At 72.7% G+C, this 19,614-nt stretch carries 17 protein-coding genes and 1 pseudogene; 9 read left to right on the top strand and 9 right to left on the bottom strand.

Annotated features, from left to right (window positions below):
- Window positions 1-65: 65 nt before the first annotated feature.
- Window positions 66-1,055 carry a WD40 repeat domain-containing protein gene (locus tag BZZ08_RS35595; protein ID WP_198601882.1) on the bottom strand — a complete coding sequence of 330 codons (990 nt, stop codon included), beginning with the start codon at window positions 1,053-1,055 and terminating at the stop codon, window positions 66-68.
- A 112-nt stretch (window positions 1,056-1,167) separates the two neighbouring features.
- Here BZZ08_RS35595 and BZZ08_RS35590 point away from each other — a divergent pair, with 112 nt between their 5' ends.
- Window positions 1,168-1,848: a GDSL-type esterase/lipase family protein gene (locus BZZ08_RS35590; RefSeq protein ID WP_104636315.1), complete on the top strand. Its 681-nt coding sequence runs from the start codon at window positions 1,168-1,170 to the stop codon at window positions 1,846-1,848.
- Here BZZ08_RS35590 and BZZ08_RS35585 read toward each other — a convergent pair.
- Entirely contained in the window at window positions 1,830-2,594 is a 765-nt protein-coding gene (locus BZZ08_RS35585; protein ID WP_104636313.1) for an aminoglycoside adenylyltransferase family protein, read from the bottom strand. The two genes, BZZ08_RS35590 and BZZ08_RS35585, sit on opposite strands and share 19 nt — an antisense overlap.
- Window positions 2,595-2,684: 90 nt before the next feature.
- Here BZZ08_RS35585 and BZZ08_RS35580 point away from each other — a divergent pair, with 90 nt between their 5' ends.
- Window positions 2,685-3,272 carry a Uma2 family endonuclease gene (locus BZZ08_RS35580; RefSeq protein WP_104636312.1) on the top strand — a complete coding sequence of 196 codons (588 nt, stop codon included), beginning with the start codon at window positions 2,685-2,687 and terminating at the stop codon, window positions 3,270-3,272.
- A 52-nt stretch (window positions 3,273-3,324) separates the two neighbouring features.
- Complete coding sequence (locus BZZ08_RS35575) at window positions 3,325-4,317, top strand: aldo/keto reductase (RefSeq protein WP_104636311.1); 993 nt, start codon at window positions 3,325-3,327, stop codon at window positions 4,315-4,317.
- Window positions 4,318-4,457: 140 nt separating this feature from the next.
- Here BZZ08_RS35575 and thpR read toward each other — a convergent pair whose 3' ends face one another.
- Genes thpR through BZZ08_RS35560 form a run of 3 tightly spaced genes read right to left on the bottom strand, consistent with a single transcriptional unit; the run spans window position 4,458 to window position 6,910 of the window.
- Window positions 4,458-5,030: an RNA 2',3'-cyclic phosphodiesterase gene (gene thpR, locus BZZ08_RS35570; RefSeq protein WP_104636310.1), complete on the bottom strand. Its 573-nt coding sequence runs from the start codon at window positions 5,028-5,030 to the stop codon at window positions 4,458-4,460.
- 47 nt (window positions 5,031-5,077) lie between these two features.
- The gene (locus BZZ08_RS35565; RefSeq protein ID WP_104636309.1) at window positions 5,078-6,445 is read right to left on the bottom strand and encodes an MFS transporter; all 1,368 of its coding nucleotides are present in this window, start codon (window positions 6,443-6,445) and stop codon (window positions 5,078-5,080) included.
- 27 nt (window positions 6,446-6,472) lie between these two features.
- On the bottom strand, window positions 6,473-6,910 hold the full coding sequence (locus tag BZZ08_RS35560; protein ID WP_003974639.1) for a MarR family winged helix-turn-helix transcriptional regulator: 438 nt from the start codon (window positions 6,908-6,910) through the stop codon (window positions 6,473-6,475).
- 150 nt (window positions 6,911-7,060) lie between these two features.
- Here BZZ08_RS35560 and BZZ08_RS35555 point away from each other — a divergent pair, with 150 nt between their 5' ends.
- Window positions 7,061-7,249 (top strand): hypothetical protein, encoded by a 189-nt coding sequence (locus BZZ08_RS35555; RefSeq protein ID WP_003974640.1) that lies wholly within the window; start codon window positions 7,061-7,063, stop codon window positions 7,247-7,249.
- A 10-nt stretch (window positions 7,250-7,259) separates the two neighbouring features.
- Here BZZ08_RS35555 and BZZ08_RS35550 read toward each other — a convergent pair whose 3' ends face one another.
- Window positions 7,260-8,717, bottom strand: coding sequence for an NCS2 family permease (locus BZZ08_RS35550; RefSeq protein WP_104636308.1), 1,458 nt, complete (start codon window positions 8,715-8,717; stop codon window positions 7,260-7,262).
- A 192-nt stretch (window positions 8,718-8,909) separates the two neighbouring features.
- Between BZZ08_RS35550 and BZZ08_RS35545 the strand changes: the two genes are divergently transcribed.
- Together BZZ08_RS35545 and BZZ08_RS35540 are read left to right on the top strand one after the other, a co-directional pair.
- Window positions 8,910-9,197 carry a DUF2530 domain-containing protein gene (locus BZZ08_RS35545; RefSeq protein ID WP_104636307.1) on the top strand — a complete coding sequence of 96 codons (288 nt, stop codon included), beginning with the start codon at window positions 8,910-8,912 and terminating at the stop codon, window positions 9,195-9,197.
- Between the two features lie 99 nt (window positions 9,198-9,296).
- Complete coding sequence (locus tag BZZ08_RS35540; protein WP_104636306.1) at window positions 9,297-11,705, top strand: HAD-IC family P-type ATPase; 2,409 nt, start codon at window positions 9,297-9,299, stop codon at window positions 11,703-11,705.
- A gap of 4 nt (window positions 11,706-11,709) precedes the next feature.
- Here BZZ08_RS35540 and BZZ08_RS35535 read toward each other — a convergent pair whose 3' ends face one another.
- The 3 genes from BZZ08_RS35535 to BZZ08_RS35525 all read right to left on the bottom strand — a co-directional run bounded on the left by BZZ08_RS35535 (window position 11,710) and on the right by BZZ08_RS35525 (window position 16,915).
- Window positions 11,710-12,468 (bottom strand): calcium-binding protein, encoded by a 759-nt coding sequence (locus tag BZZ08_RS35535; RefSeq protein ID WP_104636305.1) that lies wholly within the window; start codon window positions 12,466-12,468, stop codon window positions 11,710-11,712.
- A 170-nt stretch (window positions 12,469-12,638) separates the two neighbouring features.
- Window positions 12,639-15,797, bottom strand: coding sequence for a sacsin N-terminal ATP-binding-like domain-containing protein (locus BZZ08_RS35530; protein WP_104636304.1), 3,159 nt, complete (start codon window positions 15,795-15,797; stop codon window positions 12,639-12,641).
- A 191-nt stretch (window positions 15,798-15,988) separates the two neighbouring features.
- On the bottom strand, window positions 15,989-16,915 hold the full coding sequence (locus BZZ08_RS35525) for a DUF3027 domain-containing protein (protein WP_104636303.1): 927 nt from the start codon (window positions 16,913-16,915) through the stop codon (window positions 15,989-15,991).
- A 344-nt stretch (window positions 16,916-17,259) separates the two neighbouring features.
- Between BZZ08_RS35525 and BZZ08_RS35520 the strand changes: the two genes are divergently transcribed.
- The 3 genes and pseudogenes from BZZ08_RS35520 to BZZ08_RS35510 form a co-directional block, all read left to right on the top strand.
- Complete coding sequence (locus BZZ08_RS35520) at window positions 17,260-18,651, top strand: MFS transporter (protein WP_104636302.1); 1,392 nt, start codon at window positions 17,260-17,262, stop codon at window positions 18,649-18,651.
- Between the two features lie 58 nt (window positions 18,652-18,709).
- Window positions 18,710-19,219 (top strand): DUF2771 domain-containing protein, encoded by a 510-nt coding sequence (locus BZZ08_RS35515; RefSeq protein WP_198601881.1) that lies wholly within the window; start codon window positions 18,710-18,712, stop codon window positions 19,217-19,219.
- Between the two features lie 15 nt (window positions 19,220-19,234).
- Window positions 19,235-19,614, top strand: a pseudogene (locus BZZ08_RS35510) (futalosine hydrolase); the annotation flags it as partial.

Genomic DNA, 19,614 nt, shown 5'->3' with positions numbered 1-19,614 from the left:
CGGGGGACGACCCGGCCGCGGCGGAAGTCCCGGCCGCGGCGGACGGCTCAGCGGCGGCGGGCGGCTCAGCGGCGGCGGGCGGCCCGGCGTAGGCCGAGCAGGGCCGCGAGCCCGACGAGGAGTCCCACGGCGCCGACCTTGAGCGTGATCCCGCCCGGGCCGTCGGACCCGCCGGAGTCCCCGCCCGAGGAGTCGGAACCGCCCCCGCCCGAACCACCGCCCTTTCCGGGCACGTCCTCGGCCTTCACGGGGCTGTTCGCGCCCTCCATGCCGAGCAGCAGCTTCTTGCCGTCGGTGGTGTAGGTGGCGGACTCGCCCTGCCCGAGGGGCACGCTGATCCGCCCCGTGCGCTTGATCTTCCCGCCGTTCCAGTCGTACCAGATGCCCCCGAGGTAGCCGCGCACGGCGAGCTGCTCGCCGTCCGGGGAGAACGCGGCGTCCGTCGCCCAGAGGTCCACGGGGACGGTGGGCCTGAAGACGTTGGTGCCGGAGGACGACAGCTTCGCCGGGCCCTCGTACAGGTGCCCGCCGTCCTCGTTCTTGTCGATGAGGTAGACGCGCCCGGTCTTCGGGTGGACCAGCATCGACTCGGCGTCGCGGGAGCCGTCCGCGTACTTCACCACGTACTGCGTCGCCTTGACCGTCTGGTCCTTCAGCTCCTTCGGCTCGGGCAGCTCGTAGATCCACACGTACGGCCAGGTCACGCCGTCGTTGTCGCCGATGTCGCCGACGAAGATCTTGTTGCCGGGTCCGATGGCGATCGCCTCGACGTCCCGGGGGGTGCCGACGCCGGACAGCGCGACGCGGGCGACGGTCTCGCCGGTGGCGCCGTCCACGGCGTAGAGGTACGGCCCGGTGTCCTGGTCGTTGTGCGTCCAGTAGACACCGGGGTGCAGACGGGACGCGGCGAGGCCGCTGGACTCGGTGATGCGCGGGTCCTTGATGGTGAACCCGTCGCTCCCGGCGGGCCCGTCGTCCCCGTCCGCCGCTGAGGCGGGCACGGCGAACGCGCCCACGAGAAGGGCCGCGGCGAGGAGGGCGAAGGGTCGGCGCATGCGCCAAGCCTGCCATCCCGCGCGGGCGTTCACGTCGCCGGCCACCCCGCCGGTCACCCTGCGTGGTCGGGCTCACATCGCGCCGGCCGGGCCGATCGTCCATGATGAGCGGATGCTCAGGTTCATGTTCGTCGGTGACTCCATGACGATCGGGAGCGCCGGCGAACACACGTGGCGCTACCGGCTGTGGCAGCACCTGCGCGACTCCTGCGGCCGCCCCTTCACCTTCGTCGGCCCGCGCGAGACCCTCCACGACCAGGTGACGGACGCCCCCACCTCGCACGCCTACGCCGAACCCGACTTCCCCCGCGCCCATCTGGCCGGCTGGGGCGAGGGCTGGCACCACATGGCCCCACTGATCGAGGAGACGGTACGGGCCTGCCGCGCGGACGTGCTCCTGGTCTCCCTGGGCCTGATCGACCTCGGCTTCTACACCAACGCCGAGCAGACCGCCGCCAACGTCCGCGCCTTCGTGGCCGCCGCCCGGTCGGCGAACCCGCGCGTCCGCGTCGCCGTGATGCCGGTGCTCCACAACATCCGGGTGGAGGCCGACACGTCCTTCGCCGAGCAGGTCGCCCACTTCAACGAACTCCTCGCGAAGACCCTCACCGACCTCGACGACCCACGCTCCCCGCTGCTGTTCGTCCCGCCGCCGGTGGCGTACGACTTCCACACCGACACCTACGACGGCACGCATCCCAACGAGAGCGGCGAGCACCGCATCGCGGAGGCGTTCGCGACGGCGATGGACGAGGAGTGGGGGCTGGGCGGGCCCTACTCCCCCGCCCCGTAGGCCGCCCGGATCCCCCGGACCAGCCGGTCGGCACAGGACCGCACGGCCCGGCCGCTCCAGTCCTCCGTCTCCTGCCCGAGGTAGACGGCGCGTGCGTGGGCCAGCGGCGGCCGGTCCCCGGCGGGCAGGCGCGCGAGGGCCCAGTCGGCCGCCGCGTCCTTCGACCGGATGTCACCGGTGGCGAGTGTGCTCCAGACGCGGGCGAGGGTGAGCAGGACGTTGCGCGTGTCCGACTCCCGTTCCTCCAGCAGCTCCGGCACCCCGGCGGCGATCGCCCGGCGCAGGTCGCCGTGGGGCACGGGGTCGAGGAGGGCCGCGGGCGGCGGGCCGTACAGCGGGGCGTCGGCGCGCAGCACCATCGTCAGGAGCGGGGCCAGGTCGGGGTCGTCCGCCGGCTCCGGGACGGCGCCGCGTTCGTAGGCCTCGCGCAGCCACTCGCCGTACAGGTACTCCCGGCGGGGCGGGTACCGCCAGGGCCGGACCTCGTCCCGCACGACGGCGATCAGCTCGACGGGACGCCCTTCGCCCCCGGACACGCCGAGCAACTCCCCGGTGAGCCCTTCGCGTTGCCCGTGCGTCGTCGGACGCGCCAGCACGACGAGGAGATCGAGGTCGCTGTACGGGCGCAGCCCGCCGAGGGTGGCCGAGCCGTGCGCGTAGACGCCGAGCACGTTGCCGTCGTCGTCGAGATGGCGCCGGACGAGGGCGACGAGGTGGTCGGTGCGGTCCCGGTCCCGCTCTGGCATATGCGCGTCCTCCCGTGTCCAGGTCGCCGTGCGTATCGTTGTACCGCGCGGCTGTACTCGTCCTTGAGTCAGCCGGGGAGGAGCGCCACGATGACCGTCCTTGACGACAGGATCGACATGGCCGACGCCAACACCAAGCGCTTGGACGAGTGGTTCGAGCGGCTGGAGCGGATGCCCGTCCCCGAAGGATTCAGGGTCGAGATCGTCGAGGGCAGCGTTCATATGACACCGCAGCGGGACACGCATTGGGCGATCATCTTCCGCATCGCACGAGCCGTCGATGACAAGTTCGGCAAGGGCGTCAAGATCTTCTCGGACGTTCGCATCGACTTCCCCGGCCATGAGAACGGCTTCTGCCCGGACGTCGCCAAACTTCGCGACGGAGCGGAGCCGGACGGAACGGGCCACTGGCGCTACCAGGACGTCGAGTTCGTGGCCGAGGTCATCTCCCAGGGCACCGCCGCCAACGACTACGGCCCCAAAAGGCTCGCCTACGCCGCAGCCGAGGTCCCCCTCTACCTCATCGCCGACCCCTACCAGGGGCGCTGCCACGTCTTCTCACAGCCTAAGGACGGGGACTACACGGCCGAGTTCCGGCTCGCCTTCGGGCAGGACCTGGACCTCACCGACACGGTCCTCGGCCTCACGCTCCCCACCGCCGACTTCCCCCGCGACTGACCGGACCTGCCCGCTTGCCTGGAGCGCACTCCAAGTCGTTGGCTTGGGGACCATGAAGTACACGCAGCTCGGACGCACGGGACTCAAGGTCAGCCGGCTCGTCCTCGGCACCATGAACTTCGGTCCGCAGACCGACGAGGCCGACAGCCACGCCATCATGGACGCGGCGCTGGACGCCGGCATCAACTTCTTCGACACCGCCAACGTGTACGGCTGGGGCGAGAACAAGGGCCGTACCGAGGAGATCATCGGCAACTGGTTCGCCCAGGGCGGCGACCGGCGCGACAAGACCGTCATCGCCACCAAGGTGTACGGCAACATGGGCGCCGACGGCGAGGCGTGGCCCAACCACGACAAGCTGTCCGCCGTGAACATCCGGCGTGCCGTCGACGCCAGCCTCAAGCGGCTCCGGACCGACCACATCGACCTGTACCAGTTCCACCACATCGACCGCGCCACCGGATTCGACGAGATCTGGCAGGCCGTCGACACCCTGGTCCAGCAGGGCAAGATCCTGTACGCCGGGTCGTCCAACTTCCCCGGGTACAAGATCGCGCAGGCCAACGAGACGGCCGCCCGGCGCGGCGGGACCATCGGGCTGGTCAGCGAGCAGTGCCTGTACAACCTGGCCGAGCGCCGCGCCGAGATGGAGGTGATCCCGGCCGCGCGGGACTACGGCCTCGGCGTCATCCCGTGGTCGCCGCTGCACGGCGGGCTGCTCGGCGGAGTCATCAAGAAGGAGGTCCAGGGCGGGCGCCGGGCCTCGGGTCGCGCGGCCGACGCCCTGGCCGACCCGGCGAAGCGGACGCAGATCCAGGCGTACGAGGACCTGCTCGACAAGCACGGTGCGGAGCCCGGCGAGGCCGCGCTGGCGTGGCTGCTGACCCGGCCCGGCGTGACCGGTCCGATCGTGGGGCCGCGCACCGCCGAGCAGCTCGCGTCGGCGCTCAGGGCCGTGGAGCTGGAGCTGTCGGACGAGCTGCTGAGCGGGCTCGACGAGGTCTTCCCGGGCCCCGGGCCCGCTCCGGAGGCCTTCGCCTGGTAGCGGGGTGAGGTGGCGAGCGGGGCGGCGGCCGCCCCCGGGCAGGTCAGCCGAGGGCCGCCGCCACCGCCACCACCACGAGCATCAGCACGAGCACACCGGCCATGATCCGGTTACGGGTCTTCGGGTCCACGCCCCCGAGCCTAACCGGCGGCGCCGAGCGGGCTGCGGGCGACCGCCTCGTAACGGGGCTGCTCGCCCGGCACGCCCGACGCCGGCAGGTTGCTGCGGACCAGCGCCAGGTCGGTCACGGTCCAGGTGGGCCCGGCGAAGCCGGCCAGCGCCTCGACGTAGGGGCGGACGTCGTACGCCTGCCTGCTGCGGGCCAGCGTCAGGTGGGGCTTGTAGCGCCGGTGCTCGCCCATCGGGACGCCCGCCCTGCGCCCCGCCGACTCCGCGCGGTCGGCCAGCAGCCGCAGTGTCGCGAGCCCGCCCTCCGCGCCCGCCCACAGGGCCCGCCCGCGCCCGAACTGGCCGCCGCCGCGCAGCGCCAGCTCGAAGGGCGGCGTGCGGTGGGCCGCCCGCTCCAGGCGGGCCGACAGGTCGGGCACGACTTCGTCGTCGACCTCGCCGTAGAAGGCGAGCGTGAGGTGCCACCCGGGACGGCCGGTCCAGCGCAGCCCGTCCGCACCGGGCAGCCCCCGCAGCGCGGCCACCTCGTCGGCGAGCGAGGCGGTGACGTCCTCGGGCGGCAGCACGGCGGCGAAGAGTCTCATGCCGCCAGCCTGGCAGAGCCCCACCGCCCGGACCCCCGGATTTCCCCCTACGCCGCCGGCGCCAGCGCCTCCCGGCGCTCCCGGGGCACGAAGCGGACCTGGGGGTGGCCGCGGTGCCAGCCGACCGACAGGCGCAGGTTGCCGACGCGGGCCAGGACCAGGCCGATGACGAGCGCGGCAGTGGCGGCCACCGCGCCGCCCGCGGCGAAGCCGACCCGGGCGCCGTAGGTGTCCGTGACCCAGCCGACGATCGGGGCGCCGACCGGGGAGCCGCCGAGGAAGACCATCATGTACAGGGCCATCACGCGGCCCCGCATGGCCGGGTCGGTGGACATCTGGATGCTGGTGTTGGCGGTGACGTTGACCGTCATGCTGAAGACGCCGATGGGGACCATGAGCAGCGCGAAGAGCCACAGCTCGGGCGCGGTCGACGCCACGATCTCCAGGGCGCCGAAGCCGAGCGCCGCCGCGATCAGGACCCGCAGCCGGGATGTGCCGCGGCGGGCGGCGAGCAGCGCGCCGGCCAGGGAGCCGACGGCCATCAGGGTGTTGAAGAGGCTGTACGCCCCGGCGCCCGCGTCGAAGACGTCGTCGGCGAAGGCGGACAGGAAGACCGGGAAGTTGAAGCCGAAGGTGCCGATGAAGCCGACCAGCACGATGGTCCAGATCAGCTCGGGGCGGCCGGCGACGTAGTGCAGGCCCTCGCGCAGCTGGCCCTTGCCGCGCGGGGCGCGCTGGACGGTGTGCAGCTCGCGGGCGCGCATCAGCAGCAGGCAGCTGAGCGGCGCGACGAAGGACAGCCCGTTGGCGAGGAACGCCCAGCCGGTGCCCACGCCGGTGATCATCAGACCGGCGACGGCGGGGCCGACGAGCCGGGCGGACTGGAAGTTGGCCGAGTTCAGGCTGACCGCGTTCTGCAACTGGTCCCGCCCGACCAGCTCGGAGACGAAGGACTGGCGGGCCGGGTTGTCCATGACGGTGGCCAGGCCCATCGCGAAGGCGGCGACGTAGACGTGCCAGACCTGGACGTGGCCGCTCAGGGTGAGGACGGCGAGGGCGAGCGCGGTCAGGGCCATCGCGGACTGGGTGACCAGCAGCGTGGGCCGCTTGCGCAGCCGGTCGACGAGGACGCCGCCGTAGAGGCCGAAGAGCAGCATCGGCAGGAACTGCAGGGCGGTGGTGATACCGACGGCGGCCGAGGAGCCGGTGAGGCTGAGCACCAGCCAGTCCTGGGCGATGCGCTGCATCCAGGTGCCGATGTTGGAGACGACCTGGCCCATGAAGAACAGGCGGTAGTTCCTGACCTTCAGGGAGGCGAACATCGACGTCTTGCGAGGGGCGTCGCAGGGGGTGGTGGTCGGGTTGTCGTGGCCGTCAGGTGCGGGGGCGGAAGCTGCTCCGGATCCCGTACTCAAAAGGGTTCGCCTCCTCGCGAGAACTGCTTACTTGTGTGCGAGCTTCTCCAGTACGGGGGCGGCGGCGCGCAGTTTCGCCCACTCGTCCTCGTCGAGCCCCTCGACCAGGGTGGCCAGGAACGCGTTCCGCTTGCGGCGGCTCTCCTCGAGCATCACCACGGCCTGCTCGGTCTGCGTCACGACCTTCTGGCGCCGGTCCTCGGGGTGCGGCTCCAGCCGGACCAGCCCCTTGGCCTCGAGGAGTGCCACGATGCGGGTCATCGAGGGCGGCTGGACGTGTTCCTTGCGGGCCAGCTCGCCCGGGGTCGCGCTGCCGCAGTTGGACAGGGTGCCCAGCACCGACATCTCGGTGGGGCTGAGTGACTCGTCGACCCGCTGGTGCTTGAGCCGACGGGACAACCGCATCACGGCGGAGCGCAGGGAGTTCACGGCGGCGGCGTCGTCGCCATGCTTGAGGTCCGGCATGTTCCTTAGCGTAACTCATTAGTCTCGCGAAATACCACCGCTCAACCGCCCGTCTCCCCGTGACGCCCGCCACTGAAACCCGCAGTTCACCCGTACGAGTGAGTCGTTTCCGGAAATCGGAGCATCACCCGGTGCAGCGGGGCGACCCTCGTGCTCATGGGGACCAGCGTGCTCAGCCTGCGGATAGACGGGGAGCTGCTCGACCGGCTCCGGGACCATGCGGCCAAAAGAGGAATGAGCGTCCAGGACTATGTCGTCCGGACGCTCATTCGCGATGACTTCGACGAGCGGTTCCAGTCCGCCGTGGAGGAGACGGAACGGTTCTACGGGGTGCCGTGACCCCGCGGGATCACGTCAGGCCCAGGGCCGGCATCAGGTAGTAGAAGGCGAAGACCGCCGACACCGCGTGCATCGCCACCGGCACCTCGCGGCCCCGTCCGGCCGCCAGGCGCAGCACCGAGAAGGTGATGAAGCCCATGCCGATGCCGTTGGTGATCGAGTAGGTGAACGGCATCATCAGCATCGTCACGAAGGCCGGGATGGCGATCGTGAAGTCCGACCAGTCGATCTCCCTGATCGAACCGGCCAGGATCAGGAAGCCGACCGCGATCAGCGCCGGGGTCGCCGCCTGCGACGGGACCATGGTGGCGACCGGCGTGAGGAACAGCGCCAGGGCGAACAGCCCGCCGGTGACGATGTTGGCGAAGCCGGTGCGGGCCCCCTCGCCGACGCCCGCCGTGGACTCCACGAAGCAGGTGGTGGCGGAGGCGGAGCTGGCGCCGCCCGCGGCGACCGCGATGCCGTCGACGAACAGGACCTTGTTGATGCCCGGCATCTGGCCCTCGCCGTCGGTCAGCTTCGCCTCGTCGCCGACGCCCATGATCGTGCCCATCGCGTCGAAGAAGCACGACAGCAGCACGGTGAAGACGAACAGCACACCGGTCAGGACGCCGACCTTGTCGAACCCGCCGAACAGGCTGACCTCGCCGACCAGCCCGAAGTCGGGCGTGGCGACGGGGTTGCCGGGCCACTCGGGAGTGGTCAGGCCCCAGGACGGGATGTCGGTGACCGCGTTGATGATCATCGCGATGCCGGTCATCACCACGATGGAGATCAGGATGGCGCCCGGGGTCTTGCGGACGATCAGCGCGAGGGTCAGCAGCACGCCGAGGACGAAGACCAGAACCGGCCAGCCGTGCAGGTGGCCGCCCACGCCCAGCTGGAGCGGGACGGTGGTCTGCGCGGCGTCGGGCATCCGGGTGATGAAGCCCGAGTCGACGAGTCCGACGATCATGACGAACAGGCCGATACCGATGGAGATGGCCTTGCGCAGGCCGTAGGGCACCGCGTTCATCACGCGCTCCCGCAGACCGGTGGCGACCAGCAGCATGACGATGAAACCGGCCAGCACCACCATGCCCATGGCGTCCGGCCAGGACATCCGCGGGGCGAGCTGGAGGGCGACGACCGAGTTGACGCCGAGGCCGGCGGCGAGCGCGATCGGGACGTTGCCGATGACGCCCATCAGCAGGGTGGTGAAGGCCGCCGTCAGGGCGGTGGCGGTGACCAGCTGGCCGTTGTCGAGCTGGTTGCCGTACATGTCCTTCGCGCTGCCCAGGATGATCGGGTTCAGCACGATGATGTAGGCCATCGCGAAGAAGGTGGCGAAGCCGCCGCGGATCTCACGGGGCAGGGTGCTGCCGCGCTCGGAGATCCTGAAGTAGCGGTCGAGGCCGTTCTGCGGGGGCCGCCGGTCTTCCGGCGGCTCGGGGGACGGGGGGACCTTGGCGGAGGCCGAGGTGGACATGCGGGGACCTCATCACCAACAGGTTCCCCCACGGCCTTGTCGGTGTTCCTATTGGTGTTTTCTACGAATGAAAGCGGTCAGAGACAAACGGGTTCAGTATGAACGTATGAGCCACAGATCGCTATCTCCGCGCGTAGACCCCGACGGCGCCGCGCCGTCAACCCGTTCGCCCGCTCCTCGTAAGCTGTACGCATGACGAAGTGGACACCCACGCACGAGGCGCCGGAGCCCCTGGAGGGCCCCGTGGTTCCGACCGTCGTCGGCGGCACCATCCTCTGGTTCGTCCTCTTCCTGGTGCAGCTGCCCTTCTACGGCTGGTTCGACGACCACGGGCACACCTGGTGGGTGTGGACCTGCCTGGCCGGCGCCGGCCTCGGCCTGATCGGCATCTGGTACGTCCGGGGGCGCGACGCCGCGATCAAGCGGGACGCCGCCGCACACGGATCGCAGGACGCCCCGGCGGACCGGCCCACCGCGTAGTACCTGGGCAGCACACCGCGCCGGCACGTCTCGTACCCAGGTCGGATCTTCTCCGCACTCGGTGGGTGAAGCCGTAAAACCGCACGTACCGTCGATTGCATGACGCATCTCGACGCGGACAGACGTGATCCCGCGCACCCCGCGCACGCCGTTGACACCCCCTCGCCCGCGACCGGACTCACGGCGGCCGGGGTCGCCGACCGCATCGCCCGCGGCCAGGTCAACGACGTGCCGGTGCGCAGCAGCCGCTCCCTGGCCGACATCGTCCGCGCCAACGTCTTCACCCGGTTCAACGCGATCATCGGCGTGCTCTGGGTGATCATGCTGTTCGTGGCGCCGATCCAGGACAGCCTGTTCGGCTTCGTGATCCTCGCCAACACCGGCATCGGCATCGTCCAGGAGTGGCGGGCGAAGAAGACCCTCGACTCGCTGGCCCTGATCGGCGAGGTGCGGCCGACGGTGCGCCGGGACGGGAAGCCCGCCGAGATCAGTACGTCCGGGATCGTGCTGGACGACGTCATCGAGATCGGCCCCGGCGACAAGGCCGTCGTCGACGGGGTGTGCGTCGAGGCGGACGGGCTGGAGATCGACGAGTCGCTGCTGACCGGTGAGGCCGACCCGGTGGTCAAGCAGCCCGGCGACCAGGTCATGTCGGGCAGCTTCGTGGTCGCGGGCGGCGGCGCCTTCCGGGCCACCAAGGTCGGGCGCGAGGCGTACGCCGCCCAGCTCGCCGAGGAGGCCTCCCGCTTCACGCTGGTCCAGTCCGAGCTGCGCTCCGGCATCTCCACGATCCTCAAGTACGTCACGTGGATGATGGTCCCGACCGCGATCGGCCTGATCCTCAGCCAGCTGCTCGCCAAGGAGAACGAGCTGGACGACTCGATCGCGCGCACCGTCGGCGGCATCGTGCCCATGGTCCCCGAGGGCCTGGTGCTGCTCACCTCCGTCGCCTTCGCGATCGGCGTGGTCCGGCTCGGCCGCAAGCAGTGCCTCGTCCAGGAGCTGCCCGCCATCGAGGGGCTGGCCCGGGTGGACACCGTCTGCCTGGACAAGACCGGCACGCTCACCGAGGGCGGCATGGACGTCACCGGCCTGCGCCTGCTCGACGGCGCCGACGAGACGTACGTGCGCACCGTGCTCGGCTCCCTCGGCGCCTCCGATCCGCGCCCCAACGCCTCCCTCCAGGCGATCATCGACACCTACCCGGTCGACGGGTCCGCCGGGGCGTGGCGGCGCACGGGGTCGCTGCCCTTCTCCTCCGCCCGCAAGTACAGCGGCGCCGCGTTCGACGAGGGCGACGGCGTCTCCCGCACGTGGCTGCTGGGCGCACCGGACGTGCTGCTGGCCGAGGACGACCCGGCGCTCGCCGAGACCGGGCGGCTCAACGAGCAGGGGCTGCGGGTGCTGCTGCTGGCCCGCGCGGAGGGGGAGCTGGACGGCCCCGAGGTGGCCCGGGGGGTGACGCCCACCGCCCTGGTCGTCCTGGAGCAGCGGCTGCGCCCGGACGCCGCCGACACCCTGCGCTACTTCGCCGACCAGGACGTGCGCGCCAAGGTCGTCTCCGGCGACAACGCGGTGTCGGTGGGCGCGGTCGCCGCCAAGCTGGGGCTGTCCGGAGCCACCGTCGACGCGCGCCGGCTGCCCGCCGAACCGGAGGGGATGGCCGAGGCGCTGGAGGGGGGCACGGTGTTCGGGCGGGTCACCCCGCAGCAGAAGCGGGACATGGTGGGCGCCCTCCAGTCACGCGGCCACACGGTCGCGATGACCGGCGACGGCGTCAACGACGTCCTCGCGCTCAAGGACGCCGACATCGGCGTGGCGATGGGCTCCGGCTCGGAGGCGACCCGGGCGGTCGCGCAGATCGTGCTGCTCGACAACAGCTTCGCCACGCTGCCGTCGGTGGTGGCCGAGGGCCGCCGGGTGATCGGCAACATCACGCGGGTGGCGACCCTGTTCCTGGTGAAGACCGTGTACTCGGTGCTGCTCGCGATCCTGGTGGTCTGCTCGCAGGTGGAGTACCCGTTCCTGCCCCGCCACCTCACCCTGCTCTCGACCCTCACCATCGGTGTCCCCGCGTTCTTCCTGGCCCTCGCCCCGAACAAGGAGCGGGCCAGGCCCCACTTCGTCCGGCGCGTGATGCGGTACGCGATCCCGGGCGGCGTGGTGGCCGGGGCGGCGACCTTCGTGACGTACCTGGTCGCGCGGCACCACTACACGGGGCCGGGCGCGCTGGACGCGGAGACGAGCGCGGCGACGCTGACGCTGTTCCTGATCTCGATGTGGGTGCTGGCGATCATCGCCCGGCCGTACACCTGGTGGCGGGTGCTGCTGGTGGCGGCGATGGGGCTGGGCTTCGTGATCGTGCTGGTGGTGCCGTGGCTGCAGGACTTCTTCGCGCTGAAGCTGGTGGGCGTGACGATGCCGTGGGCCGCGGTCGGCATCGCGGTGGCCGCGGCGGCCGTTCTGGAACTCCTGTGGAGGTGGGTCGGCCGCCGCTTCCCCGCGTAGCGGGCTACTTCACGTCGACGAAGTCGGAGACCGAGGTGATCGCCCCGGACGCCGAGTTGCCGGCGAAGACGTAGCGGTAGTAGCCGTCCGCGCCGGCCTTGACGGTGGTGCTGAGCTTGCCCGCCGAGTTGCTCTTGACGGTCTTCAGCACGGTGTACGCCTTCGTGCCCTTCTTCAGGTACTGGAGCTGCACCGGCTGGCCGGAGTACGCCCCGTACTTGAGGGTCTCCCAGTTGGCCCGGCTCAGCTTGCCGGTGACCGTGAGGGTCTTGCCCTTCTTCACCGGCTCCGGCGAGGCGTTGGTCGTCACGGCGCTGCCGCGCTGGAACTTGAAGGACCCGGCCTTGTCCTTCCAGACGAAGTCGCCGTCCTTGGCGTCGATCCAGGCGTCGACGTACCAGGTGCCGGCCATCGCGTTGTCGAGGTAGTCCGTCCGCGGGTCGATCTTCACCGAGCCGGTGCAGGTGGAGGTGGTCGCGCTGGCCTTCTTGCAGGTCGGCTTGCTCGTCGACTCGTAGCCGTACCCCGGGCCCTTCAGCACGAAGGAGTCGGCGCCGAGGATGCCGGAGTCGTCGGTGGCCGTCACGCTGACCGAGACGGTCTTGGCGCTGCCGGTGCCGATGGACACCTTGTTGTCGCCGTCCACGACGACCTTGGTGATCCGGGTGTCGCCGCTTCCGCCGTCGGCCTGCGCGGCCGGGACGGCGAGGGCGGTCAGGGCCAGGGCGCCGGTGGCGGCCGCCGCCAGGACTCGTGTGCGCATGTGTTCCCCACGTGTGGACAAGGGGTCCCGGCGGTCGTCACCGCGCCGGGACCCGGAGGGTCATGAGTCTGCTGACTCGCCTCATAGATCCACGGCGCGGCGCGATGGTTGTATGAAAGGTGAAGGAAATGTGTGCGCACCTTCACATCCGGTCGGTCCGGGCGGACGGTTCAGTCGAACCAGCGGTCCCGGGCCAGTTCCTCCGTGCGCGACTCGTCCTCCAGCAGGGCCGCCACCTCGAAGCGGCGCGGCCACTGGCCCGCCGCCCAGGCGAGGCCGGCCGCCACGCCCTCCAGTGTCGCCGCGTGCAGGACACCGTCGTCCGTCAGCCGCCAGTCGATCTCCACCCCGTCGACGACCAGTTCCTCGTGCTCCACGTACGTCGCCGGGGTCCGCGCCCCGAGCAGCACCCGCACCGGCTCCGGTACGCCGTGCTCGGCGCCCTCGGAGTCGACGCGCCCGGTGACGGACTCGCTCAGCCGGCGCACCTGGAACAGCTCCGCCAGTTCGGCGGCGCGGGCCGGGCGGACCGGCAGCAGCGGCACGCCGGACGTGAAGGGCAGCAGGTCGGGCGAGTCGACCACGACCGCGTCGGCGGCGTCCACCACGCGCACCTCGCCGTCGACCACGGCCCGCACCTCGTCCGGCAGGGTGACCCGGTCCGGGTCCAGCTCGGCCAGCGCCCCGTACAGGGCGTGCAGTTGGGCGGCCGCGACCGGGCGGCCCGGGTCGGCGAGGCGGTCCAGGAGTTCGGCCGCGCCGCCGGGTTCGTCTAGGAGCGCGGCGACCGAGGTGCGCACGCCCAGCGCCCGCAGCACCTGCTCGTCCTCGAAGCCGGTCGCGTCGGCCTCCTCGTACAGGCCCCGCAGCAACGGGTCGCCGCCCGCGGCGCGCAGACCGGCCGGGCGGCGTCCGCCGAGCACCGGGTGCCCGCGCAGCCACCAGGCGGTGTACGGCCGTACGACCTCGTGGGTGCCGTCGGGCAGCAGGACGCGCACGGGCTGGACCAGCGCGTCGCGCAGCGGCGGCCGGGACAGCAGGGCGAGGGCCTCGGGCCAGTGGTCGTCGTCCACGAGGTCGAGGTCGCGCACGGCGACGATCTCGGTGGCGACCGGCGGGACGGGGGTGTCCGGGAAGCGGTCGAGGACGTCCTCGCTCCACACGTCGACGGCGTCGAGCAGTCCCGCGTCGTCGGGCTCGGCGAAGTCCCCCTCGCGGGGCTCCAGTTCGTCGGGGTCCAGGACGACGTCGGTGGCGCGGACCAGGGCGAACGTGACCAGGACACCGCAGGCGGCCAGCGGCTCGGGGCCCCACCTCTCGGCGAGTCCGGCGTCCACGGCGGCGAGTTCGTCCTCGCGCATGACCCGGGCGAACGGGCCGCCGGGGAAGACGAGTTCGCCCGCCGGGGAGAGTTCGCCGTCCTCGTCGGTCAGGGCGAGGGCGCCCAGCCAGGGCTCGTCCCCGGGATCGAGTCCGGCGTCGCGGACCAGGCCGAGGACGGTGTCGGCCAGTTCCTCGGCGTCGAGGGCGTCCTCCTCCCAGTTGGCGGCGCCCTCGTCGTCCAGGGAGGCGGCGACGGCGGCCCGGACCTGCGGGGTGGTCAGCACGGCACGCGGGGTGGCCGGGAGGGCGCCGAGCTTCTCCAGGAGGGGGTGCGCGGCGTCCGGGTGGGCGATCTTCAGGCCGAGGCGGGTGAGGACCTCCGGGTCGAGCGAGGCGGCCTCCGGGGAGGGCAGCAGCACCTGCCGGGGCCCGATGGTCGTCCGGCCTCCCCCGGAGCCGAAAGCCTGGGAGGTGCCCCCAGCGAGCGGCACCGGCAGCCCCGACAGCCGGTCGGGGTCGACCCCGGCGAGGCTGTCGTAGAGGCCGCGCCACCAGGCGGGCGCCTTCTCCAGGCCCGCCAGCCGGTCGATCGCGTCGGTCAGCGGCACCCGGGCCACGCCCAGCGTGCGCAGTTCGGCGCGGCGTTCGAGGCCGGCGGGCAGCAGGGTCGGCAGCACCTCGGCCAGGACCCGCACGGTGTCGGCGCCCGCGCCCTCCACCACCTCGGCGTCGCGCGGCCGCAGGGACTCCGGAAGGTCGTCCTCCGCGTCCTGGCCCGCGGAGGGGGCGGCGGGCGGCAGGAAGGACGTACGCGGCAGCCGGTCGAGGATCGCCTGGCGCAGCGCGCCGTCCAGCTCGCCCCGGCCCAGCGCGCCGGGCACCAGGTCGATGAGGCCGGTGGTGACCGGGCGCCAGTCGGCGAGCAGTCCGGCGTAGGCGTCGGCGGCCCGCTCCGTCAGGAAGTCGGTGAGCGGTCCCGGCGCGGTGTGCCGCCGGGTGGCGTCCAGCGGGAAGGACGCGATGAGCAGGGCGGGCACACCGAGGGGCTCGTCGCTGGGGGTGGGCGCGTGGACCACCGGGCTGGTGCGGGGGCGTTCCGGAGCACCGTCGGCGTCCACGGGCACCGCCCAGGTCACCGACCAGTGGGGGCGCAGCCGTTCCTCGACCGGCCGGTCGGCGAGGAGGTCGGGGGTGAGGGGGCCGTGCGCGGCGGCGGTGCGCCAGCGGGTGACGCCCTGCCGGGAGTCCTCCACGACGGTCAGGTCGTCCTCGGTGCGGCGCGTGAGGGTGCGCACCTCGTCGCCCGCCTCGATCACCACCTCCGCCAGGCCCGGCAGGGCGAGGAGCAGGGCGTCGTCCACCCCGTGCAGGAGCCGTTCGGCGAGGTCGGCGGCGGCCGTGTCGCGCAGCGGCAGGATGACGGCCGTGTCGTAGGGGGCGGGGGCGCTGCCCTCGGCGGGGAACGGCAGCCGCAGCAGCGGGACGTGCCCGTCGCGCCGCCGGATCTCGTCGCCGAGGCCGGGGCTGTGCCGGGCGGTGTCGGCGGCCAGGTCGCGGGCCTCGGCGAGCGACCAGCGCACCCCGCCGTGCCGGCCGACGACGGCGGGCTCGTCGGTGACGGCCAGGACGGCGGCGAATCCGACCCCGAACCGGCCGACCGAGCCCTCCACGGCGTCCCGCTTGGCGGAGGCGCGCAGGGTGGACAGCGACTCGACGCCGGTCGCGTCGAGCGCGGCGCCGGTGTTGGCGGCGACGAGGACGCCGTCGCGCAGGGTGAGCCGGAGCCGGCCGGGCACGCCGGACCGCGCGGCGGCGTCGGCGGCGTTCTGCGCGAGTTCGACGACCAGCCGGTCGCGGTAGCCGCCGAGGACGAGGTCCTCCTCCGCGTTGGCGTCCTCACGGAACCGGGCCGGGCTCGTCGCCCAGGCGTCCAGCACCCCGCGCCGCAGACGCGCCGTCCCGAACGGATCGGCACCCTCGGCGGCAGGCCGTACGAACATGCTCACGGTGACTCTCCTCATCGACGGACCACGAAGGTACCGTCCCGGACGACGCCCTTCGAAGCGGCGACCGGCACCACGGTGACACCGACCGGCATCGATCAGCCCGTCCGGCGTTCGAGGGCGAGGCCGTCAAGGCCGAAGGAGGTCCGGGGGGCCCAGCCCCCGGGGACGCGAGCCACGACGCACCCGCACCCTCAGGAGTGCCCCAACTCCGCCGAGGCCTGATCCTCGGCCACCGGCACCGAGCCGGAATCCGCGGCGGGCCGCAGCGGGAACGGGTCCACCCGCGTCTCGTCGATCACCGGCGGAGCCACCCGCGGCGGCTTCGGCATGACCGCCGCCTCGGAGTGCCCCCCGCACCCGTAGGCCAGCGACACGACGTGCCCGTCGGCCGGGGAGAACTCGTTGGCACAGACCCCGAAGGCCTGCCCGAGCGAGCCGCCGATCCGGGCGAGGAAGCCGCAGCTGACGCAGGAGGCGGGGGCCGCCTGGGCCATCGCGGTCTTGGGGCCGTAGCCGTCCTCCCAGCGGTCGGCGGCGACGTGCAGGCCGTACCGGGAGAGCACCCGGGTGCGGCGCAGGCCCAGCTCCTCGGCGACCGCCGAGATCGTGCCGCGGGCCGGGACGGCCGACAGCTCGGCGGGCGGCCCGGAGGTCACCTCGGCGTCCTCGGCCTCGACCAGGTCGGCCATCTCGTGGGAGACGGCGGAGTTCGGCGGCGGCTCGTCCTCGCCGGTCCAGCCGGGCTCGAGGCGCAGATCGTCCGCGTCGGTGGGCAGCAGGTCGCCGGGGCCCATGTCGCCGGGCCGCAGCCGCTCGCTCCACGGCACCCACTCGGGGGCCAGCAGCGCGTCGGGGCCGGGCAGCAGCACCGCCTCGTCCACCGTGACGATCTTGGCGCGGGAGGCGCGGGCCACCGTCACGGCCCAGCGCCAGCCCCGGTACCCCAGCTCCTTGCAGGCGAAGTAGTGCGTGACGACCCGGTCGCCCTCCGACACCATGCCCTCGTGCTCGCCGACGACGCCGGGTGCGGCGGCCTCCTCGGCTGCGGCGCGGGCGAGGTCGACGGCCTCGGCGCACAGACGGTCAGGGGTGCGGCTTCGCGTTGTCGCTGCGCTCACAGGTATCGCTTCTCTCCATACGCCGTCTCACGAGTGCGCCGCTGCCTGCGAGGGGCGGACGGAGCGGACCTGTGGACCGCGTCGACGTCCGCGCCCGATCGCGCTCGGGCGCACCTACGTCATCCATTCTGCGGGATGGCCGTACGGCGCGCGGCCGAGAACGTTCGCCACGACGCGCTACGCACGCTACCTGCTCATGTGCCCTGGGCCTACACCGACGGGAGTTTCGGCGGGGTACGACCCGGTGTTCCCCGGCGGCGCGGGCGCCGGAGTCACTCGACCCGATCACCGCCATACGCGCCGTATCGACGCTACAGCGGCCGCTCTCGGGGCACTATGACGGGGTGGCAACCGCACGGACGGAGTTCAAGCGCGGGAGCCGGCGGCGCGGCCCCGGCTCCCGGTTCCGCGCGGCCGGGCGGGTTCTGCGCCTGCCGGTGACCGGTGCCGCGCGCGGCATCCGGCGGGCGACGCACGCGCACGGCGCGGGCGAGTCGGGCCTCGGCAAGCTGATCGAACTGCACGGGGTGAACGGCGCCGGGGACGTGATGATCACCGTCGCGCTGGCGTCCACCGTCTTCTTCTCCGTCCCCACCGACGAGGCGCGCGGGCGGGTCGCGCTGTACCTCGCCATCACCATGGCGCCGTTCACGCTCCTCGCGCCGGTGATCGGCCCGCTCCTCGACCGGCTGCCGCACGGCCGCCGCGCGGCGATGGCCACCGCGATGGGCGCCCGCGCGGTGCTCGCGCTGGTGCTGTCCGGCGCGGTCGTCACCGGCGGCATCGAGTTGTACCCGGCCGCGCTGGGCGTGCTGGTCGCCTCGAAGGCGTACGGGGTGGTCAGGAGCGCGGTGGTGCCGCGGCTGCTGCCGCCCCGGGTCTCCCTGGTGAAGGCGAACTCGCGGGTCACGCTGTGCGGGCTGCTGGCCACCGGCGTGGCCGCGCCGATCGGCGCGGGGCTCCAGCAGGTGGGGCCGCGATGGCCGCTGTACGGCGCCTTCGTGATCTTCGTGGCGGGCACCGTGCTGTCGTTCACGCTGCCGCGCAAGGTGGACTCCGCGCGCGGCGAGGACCGGGCGCTGCTCGCCGCGGACGAGGGGCACCTGCCGGGGCCGCTGCGGAAGCGGGGCAAGCGCCCCGGCCTGCGCACGGTGGGCCCGGCGGTGACGCACGCGCTGGCCGCCAACGCCGCCATCCGCTGCCTGACCGGCTTCCTGATCTTCTTCCTGGCGTTCCTGCTGCGGGTGCACCCGATGACCGGCCAGAGCGCGGCGGTGTCGCTGGGGATCGTGGGCGTCGCGGCCGGGGCGGGCAACGCGCTGGGCACGGCGGTCGGGGCGTGGCTGCGGTCCCGGGCCCCGGAGGTGATCATCGTGACGGTGGTCGTGCTCGTGCTGGGCGCGGCGGTGGTCGCCGCGGTGTTCTTCAGCGCCTTCCTGGTGGCCTGCCTGGCGGCGGTCGCCGGGTTCGCGCAGGCGCTGGCCAAGCTGTCCCTGGACGCGCTGATCCAGCGGGACGTGCCGGAACTGGTGCGCACGTCGGCGTTCGCGCGCTCGGAGACGCTGCTCCAGGTCTCCTGGGTGCTCGGCGGCGCGGTGGGCATCGTGCTGCCGCTCAACGGCACGCTGGGCCTTTCGGTGGCCGCCGCGATCATCGCCGCCGGGTGGCTGACGACCGTACGGGGGCTGCTCGACTCGGCCCGGCACGGCGGACGGACTGGGCCGAGGGTGGCGTGACCACGCCACGCCGTACCCAGGTGGGGGGCGGGGCAGGGGCGCCGTATAGCCTTCCGCCATGACCACGTTGCCCCGCGGCACCGCCGCTCTCGGACACCGCGTTGTGCGACGCCGCCGCGCCGTCGCCGCCGTAGGCGCCGTGTCCGCCGGACTTCTCCTGCTGTCCGCCTGTGACGAGCCGACCCCGATCTCGACGATCACGGTCGGCAGTGACTCGGTCAGCTCCGAGGCCACCTGCGGCGGAGAGGGCAAGACCCTTTCGGCCGACGAGATCGACAAGTGCCTCCAGGACAAGGACGCGAAGTCCATCACCGTCGACCAGGACGAGACCGTGCGGTTCGGCGTCGACCCGGACGTCGCGGACAAGCACTGGACGATCCTGATGAACGGTCAGCAGCTGGTCGAGGACAGCGACAAGACCTACCGCACCGTGCCGGGCAGCGTGTTCTTCAACGCGCAGTACGGCGCCCAGGGCAACTCGACGAACGTCGCCGTCGCGGCCCGGGACGGCAAGGACGGCAGCCAGAACGTCACCGGTGTGTGGGTCTTCAAGCTGAAGAAGGACTGACCGCCCACGTCCTCCGTGCACCTCCTCGTGGCCACCGCGGTCCCCGTCGAACGGGACGCGGTGGCTCGGGCGTTCCCGGTGCCGGGCGCCGAGGTGTCCCGGCCCGGGATCGTCCTGCACCGGCTGCCGGACGGCTGGGACCTGCTGGCCGCCGGGGTCGGCCCGGCCCTCGCCGCCGCCTCCACGGCCGCCGCGCTGACCGCCGCGGCCCTCGACGGCACGCCCTACGACCTGGTCGTCTCGGCCGGCATCGGCGGCGGCTTCGCCCCGGAGGCGCCCGTCGGCTCGCTCGTCGTCGCCGACGCGATCACCGCGGCCGACCTGGGCGCCGAGACCGCCGACGGCTTCCTGCCGGTCACCGACCTCGGCTTCGGCACCGTCACCCACCGCCCGCC

Source organism: Streptomyces sp. MH60, assembly GCF_002939385.1.
Classification (GTDB): domain Bacteria; phylum Actinomycetota; class Actinomycetes; order Streptomycetales; family Streptomycetaceae; genus Streptomyces.
Note: the sequence above shows the minus strand (reverse complement) of the source record. Positions and strands in the feature narration are given on the sequence as shown.

What these genes read in the sequence shown, in the direction of transcription:
- BZZ08_RS35595 (WP_198601882.1), bottom strand. Translation starts at nt 1,055, where the DNA reads ATGCGCCGACCCTTCGCCCTCCTCGCCGCGGCCCTTCTCGTGGGCGCG.
- BZZ08_RS35590 (WP_104636315.1), top strand. Translation starts at nt 1,168, where the DNA reads ATGCTCAGGTTCATGTTCGTCGGTGACTCCATGACGATCGGGAGCGCC.
- BZZ08_RS35585 (WP_104636313.1), bottom strand. Translation starts at nt 2,594, where the DNA reads ATGCCAGAGCGGGACCGGGACCGCACCGACCACCTCGTCGCCCTCGTC.
- BZZ08_RS35580 (WP_104636312.1), top strand. Translation starts at nt 2,685, where the DNA reads ATGACCGTCCTTGACGACAGGATCGACATGGCCGACGCCAACACCAAG.
- BZZ08_RS35575 (WP_104636311.1), top strand. Translation starts at nt 3,325, where the DNA reads ATGAAGTACACGCAGCTCGGACGCACGGGACTCAAGGTCAGCCGGCTC.
- thpR (WP_104636310.1), bottom strand. Translation starts at nt 5,030, where the DNA reads ATGAGACTCTTCGCCGCCGTGCTGCCGCCCGAGGACGTCACCGCCTCG.
- BZZ08_RS35560 (WP_003974639.1), bottom strand. Translation starts at nt 6,910, where the DNA reads ATGCCGGACCTCAAGCATGGCGACGACGCCGCCGCCGTGAACTCCCTG.
- BZZ08_RS35550 (WP_104636308.1), bottom strand. Translation starts at nt 8,717, where the DNA reads ATGTCCACCTCGGCCTCCGCCAAGGTCCCCCCGTCCCCCGAGCCGCCG.
- BZZ08_RS35545 (WP_104636307.1), top strand. Translation starts at nt 8,910, where the DNA reads ATGACGAAGTGGACACCCACGCACGAGGCGCCGGAGCCCCTGGAGGGC.
- BZZ08_RS35540 (WP_104636306.1), top strand. Translation starts at nt 9,297, where the DNA reads ATGACGCATCTCGACGCGGACAGACGTGATCCCGCGCACCCCGCGCAC.
- BZZ08_RS35535 (WP_104636305.1), bottom strand. Translation starts at nt 12,468, where the DNA reads ATGCGCACACGAGTCCTGGCGGCGGCCGCCACCGGCGCCCTGGCCCTG.
- BZZ08_RS35515 (WP_198601881.1), top strand. Translation starts at nt 18,710, where the DNA reads ATGACCACGTTGCCCCGCGGCACCGCCGCTCTCGGACACCGCGTTGTG.